Here is a 4,553-nt window from a genome sequence, read left to right as displayed (position 1 = left end):
GCGCCGACGCCACTCGGCCCTCGGCCAGATCGCGCCGGCGGCCTTCGAGGCACGGCACACTCTCACCACCGCGGCCTGAGCCTCAGACCGCAGGAACGAGGTGTCCACGCAAGCGGGTCAACTCCAGAGCTGGGTCCTGCTTGAGGGTGGACACCCGGCGTAGCCGATCATGCTCACGCCCGCAGGCTGGCGGGAGCGGCCCACGAACGTCAGACGCCGGCAGATCTGGGCCGTTGATTTCGGGCACGGGTTCTCGGCCGGTTCACCCGTGCCTCGACCTGCGCGAATGCACCAGATACTCCATTGAGTTGAGTGCGGCCCAGAAACGCGTGTTTCTGGTCCAGTGCGATATTGAGCGCACCGTTGGTGAGGCGACCCCGTTGTTGGCGCGTGCCGGGCCCGGCGGTGGGGAGGGTTGGGGTCTGACCAGGCCAGCCGCTCGGGTAGTCGTTGTCATCTGGCGCGATCCCGGTTCACTGGGAGGAGCGGCCAGAGTCCCGGGCGGTCGTGAGGTCCTCGCGCGCCGGGACTACCGGTTGTGTGGCTCTGGCTCGTCGCTTGCCGCCCAGCCGCTGCCGGCGCACACTTCCTCCGGGCGTAGCCCCGGCAGCGTTGCCGGACGAGCGCGCCCGCCAACGTTGACACCCACCGTCCCGGCAGCGGTTCGGGCTCGGGTGTTCCGCCGGACAAGTCAGGGTCAGGTGGCGGACGGTGTGGGTCAGTCCGCGGGGACGTTCGGTGGCACTCGGTTCGGGCCGGCCTGGGTCGGCCTGGGTCGGTCCTGCGGGTGCAGATGGACGGCGATGAGGGCTACGTCGTCGCCGGGGTTGGTCGGCAGCATGCGGCCGAGCACCTCGTCGCACAGGGTGTCGAGGTCGGCGCCGGCCAGCTCGCCGAGGACGGTCTGTAGCCGCTGCAGGCCGTGGTCGATGTCCTCGTGCCGGCTCTCGACCAGCCCGTCGGTGTAGAGCAGCACGACACTGCCCCGCGGCAGGGTCACCTCCGACTCCCGGCGCGGTGCGTCGGGGGTGACCCCGAGCAGACGGTCCGGTAGGCCACCGTCGAGCACGTGCACCTGCCCGTCGGGAGTGATCGCCATCGGCGGTGGGTGGCCGGCGTTCGACCAGCGCAGCCGGGTCAGCCCAGCGGCCTTCTCCTCGGGCGTCTGCTCCACGCGCGCTACGACCGCGGTCGTGAGAATCTCCGTCTGCAGCGTCTGCATCACCCGCTCGACCTCGGTGAGGACCACGGCGGGACCGTCCCAGGCCCGGGCGGCCAGGGCTCGCACGATGGTGCGCGCCTGGCCCATCGCCGCGGCGGCCCGCACGTCGTGACCGACGACGTCGCCGATGACCAGCACCGTGTCACCCGAGGGCTGCAGGAACGCGTCGTACCAGTCCCCGCCGACTTCGGCGGCCTGCGCCGCCGGTGAGTACCGGACCACGATCTGCAGGTGATCGGGCGCCGGCGGCGGGGTCAGCAGTGACCGCTGGAAGCCTTCGGCCCGGCTTCGCTGCTGCCGGTACAGGCGGGCGTTGTCCAAGACGACGCCGGCGCGGGCGGCGACGTGGCGGGCGGTGACCAGATCGGCCTGGGTGAAGGCGCCCCGGTCGGCACCCGTGCAGAGGGTGAGCAGCCCGACCGGGCCGTCCCGGCCGGGCAGCGGGAGGACGGCGACCGACTCCGGTGCCAGCTGCCGCACCAGGTCGCGCACCGGGCCAGGCCGCATCATCGGCTCGGCCTGCGCGGTCGCGTTCTCCGCCAGCAGCTGCAGCTGCCCGGTGGCCATCGCCCGCACGAACAGGGCGTCGTCGCGCAGGGCGCCCAGCCGGGTCTGGGCGTAGGCGTCCACGGCGGGACGCAGTTCGGGATCGTGGTGCCAGGACGTCACCTTGCGCAGCGCACGCCGGTCGCCGCTGGCCTGCTCGTCGTGGATGAGGGTGACGATGCACCAGTCGGCGATGGCGGGCACGACCAGCCGGGTCAGCCGGCGGGCGGCCTCGTCGGCGTCCAAGGTGGCCGACAGCTCCTCGGCGATACGGGACAGCAGCCGTTCGCGCTCGGCGGCACGCTCAGCCAGCTCCCGTTCCCGACGGCGGGCAGTGATGTCGATGAAGTACAGCGCCAGCCCGTCGCTGCTAGGAACGGCGCGGACCTCGACCCAGATGTTGAGCGGTTCGGGGTAGTGGGCCTCGAAGGTGACCGGCTGGCCGGTGTCGGCGGCACGGCGGTAGTTGGCCTCGAACGCGGTGCCGGCGGTGGCCGGGAACGCCTCCCACAGCGTCCGCCCGAGTAGCTCCGCCCGCGGCATGCTGGTGATCCGTTCAGCTTCGGCGTTGAGGTGCGTCAGCACCCATCCCTCGTCCATCGCGATGAACCCGACCGCCATCGACTCCACCAGCTCAGCGAGGCGGTCCTGGGCCTGGCGGCGGGCCGAGATGTCCCACGCCGCACCCAGGAGGCGGACCGCCCTGCCGGTCTCGCCGGCGATCGCGCGCCCGCTGGCGGCGACCCACCGCTGTTCCCCGCCGGGCAGCAGCACGCGGTACTCCGCGGCGTACTCGCCCACCGCCTCGATCGCCCCCTCCAGCAGCGCGCCGACCGAGCCGACGTCGTCGGGATGCAGCCGCGCGGTGAACGCCTCGAACGTCTGGTCGAAGGAACCGTCGGCGTAGCCGAACAGCTCGTCGAGGCGGGCGTCCCACGCCAACGTGCCGGTGACCAGGTCCCAGTCGAAGGTGCCGATCCCGGCCGCCTCGATCGCCAGGGTCAGCAGCTCCCAGTCGGTGGCCGCGGGAGCACCCACGAGGTCGGCTGCCTTGCCCGCCGCCCCATGTTCGTGGTCGCCCATGTCCCCCGTCTTCCGCCGGCACGTCCGGGCAGGTCCGGAGTCTCGTCCATTGTGGACGACGGACCGCCACGCCCCAGTTCCTGTCACCACTTCCATGCGCCCGTCGGCGTCACCAGCGGAACGTGCCTAGCCCGATGGTCGGTTTGACCGACCGGGCACCGGATGCAATTGCGTGGCCGTCCAGCTGCTCAGTAGTCGAGGCGGGGTGTCTTGCGGAGCCGCGCGCGGGGCAGGACCGGATCGGGATCCGGCTGGGGCTCGACCGGCAAGGCCGCCCACACGTGCTTGCGCACGCCCCGTAGGTGGAAGCCGTGCGATCCGGCGTACGCGGCCACCAGATGCAGTCCCATCCCGCCGTAGGCGGGATCCCGGTCCACGGCCGTCGGAGGCTGATCAACGGCTGCGTCGCTCACGTCGAGGAGGAAGCAGTCCGCACTGGCGGTCACCTGCGCGTGCACCGGTCCCCGGCCGTGTCGTAGGGCGTTGCTGACCAGCTCGTCGAAGGCCAAGATGACGCGCTCGGCGGCGGCGGAGTTCGCATCTGGCAGCCCGCCGTCAGCGTTGAGGCGGGTCCGGAGCTGTCTGCGGACGGCCGGCAGGTCGGCGACCGACCCGACGTCCCACGCCCAGACCTCACCCGACGCGGGCGGAACGGGCGCAGAAGTCCAGTGGGGTGAGAGCAAGCGGACCTCGGCTCGGGACGGTCGGGGTCCGTAGGGGCACCAGGCGTCGAAAGTTTTCGACGCTCACGAACGGACTGTAGACGCCGTCATGGCCGTGGGGTGGGTGGCGTGCCGCTGAATGAGGTACCGCGCGTCGCGCCGCCAGATGTGCGCGGTCGCCGCCCTGCTTCGCGATGTGTCCCGAGGGCCGCCGCGGTCGCGGGGTTCAGCTACCCGTACCGACGGCACAAAGCGCCCCCTCAGTACCACCGGCGTTCGTCGGCCCGAGAACGGTCGGGTAGCGGTCAGTCCGCTAACGGGGTTGGACACACCCTGAGCATGGCGCGGTCATGTCGTTGGCCGCTCGGCGGCCAGTAGCGACCACAGGACAACATCGCCGGGTGTCCCTCGGTGCAGGTACCGGGAGCGCAGCACGCCCTCCGCGGTGAACCCGGCGCGCTCGGCGACCCGGTTCGACCCGACGTTCGCCGGGTCAGCGATGAGTTCCACCCGCCTCACGTTGAGCACGTCGAGCGCCCAGTCGCCGAGCACCCGCAGTGCCTCAGCTGTCAGGCTCTGCCCGCGCTGGTCAGCGACGGTCCAGTAACCGGCCGGGGCCACGCCATCGCGCACGCCGTGCAGACCCATGCTGCCGACCAGGCGGTCGTCGGCTTGGGCTTCCACCGCGAACAGGGCGCCGCCTGCGGCCCAGGTGCTGGTGGCGACCTCGCCGACGAACTGCTCGGCGTGCTCGGGCAGGTAGGGCACCGGTGATTCGGTCCACCGCTGCAGCTCAGCGTCTTGGCAGGCGGCGAAGCTGACGGGTCAGAGGGGGACGGCGAGGCCCTCGGGGCTCGGCTGGCGCAGGGCGTCGGCGATCGCTTCGGGCATCGGCGCCAACCCCGTCCCGGCCAGGACGACGTCTCGGGCGAAGCGGTGCCAGCGCTGCGACCGCCGCACCATGCCGTGCCCGCCGACGATGGTGAACCGGGCCACCCGGGCGTGCGCCCGCCGGGCCCGGACGGCGAACTCCGCGGACA

The 4,553-nt window shown here is 72.1% G+C and carries 2 protein-coding genes and 2 pseudogenes; all 4 read right to left on the bottom strand.

Annotated features, from left to right (window positions below):
• Positions 1–718: 718 nt before the first annotated feature.
• A complete protein-coding gene (locus G5C62_RS25825) occupies positions 719–2,851 on the bottom strand; it encodes a SpoIIE family protein phosphatase (RefSeq protein WP_052091167.1) in 2,133 nt (710 codons plus the stop codon).
• 188 nt (positions 2,852–3,039) lie between these two features.
• Positions 3,040–3,534 (bottom strand): ATP-binding protein, encoded by a 495-nt coding sequence (locus G5C62_RS25820; RefSeq protein WP_164703254.1) that lies wholly within the window; start codon positions 3,532–3,534, stop codon positions 3,040–3,042.
• A gap of 327 nt (positions 3,535–3,861) precedes the next feature.
• A pseudogene (locus G5C62_RS25815) lies at positions 3,862–4,317 on the bottom strand (GNAT family protein); the annotation flags it as partial.
• Positions 4,318–4,338: 21 nt separating this feature from the next.
• A pseudogene (locus G5C62_RS25810) lies at positions 4,339–4,553 on the bottom strand (alpha/beta hydrolase); the annotation flags it as partial.

The organism is Modestobacter sp. KNN46-3 (assembly GCF_011039295.1).
The sequence above is the reverse complement of the archived record's forward strand: the minus strand, read 5'-3'. Positions and strand labels throughout refer to the sequence as shown.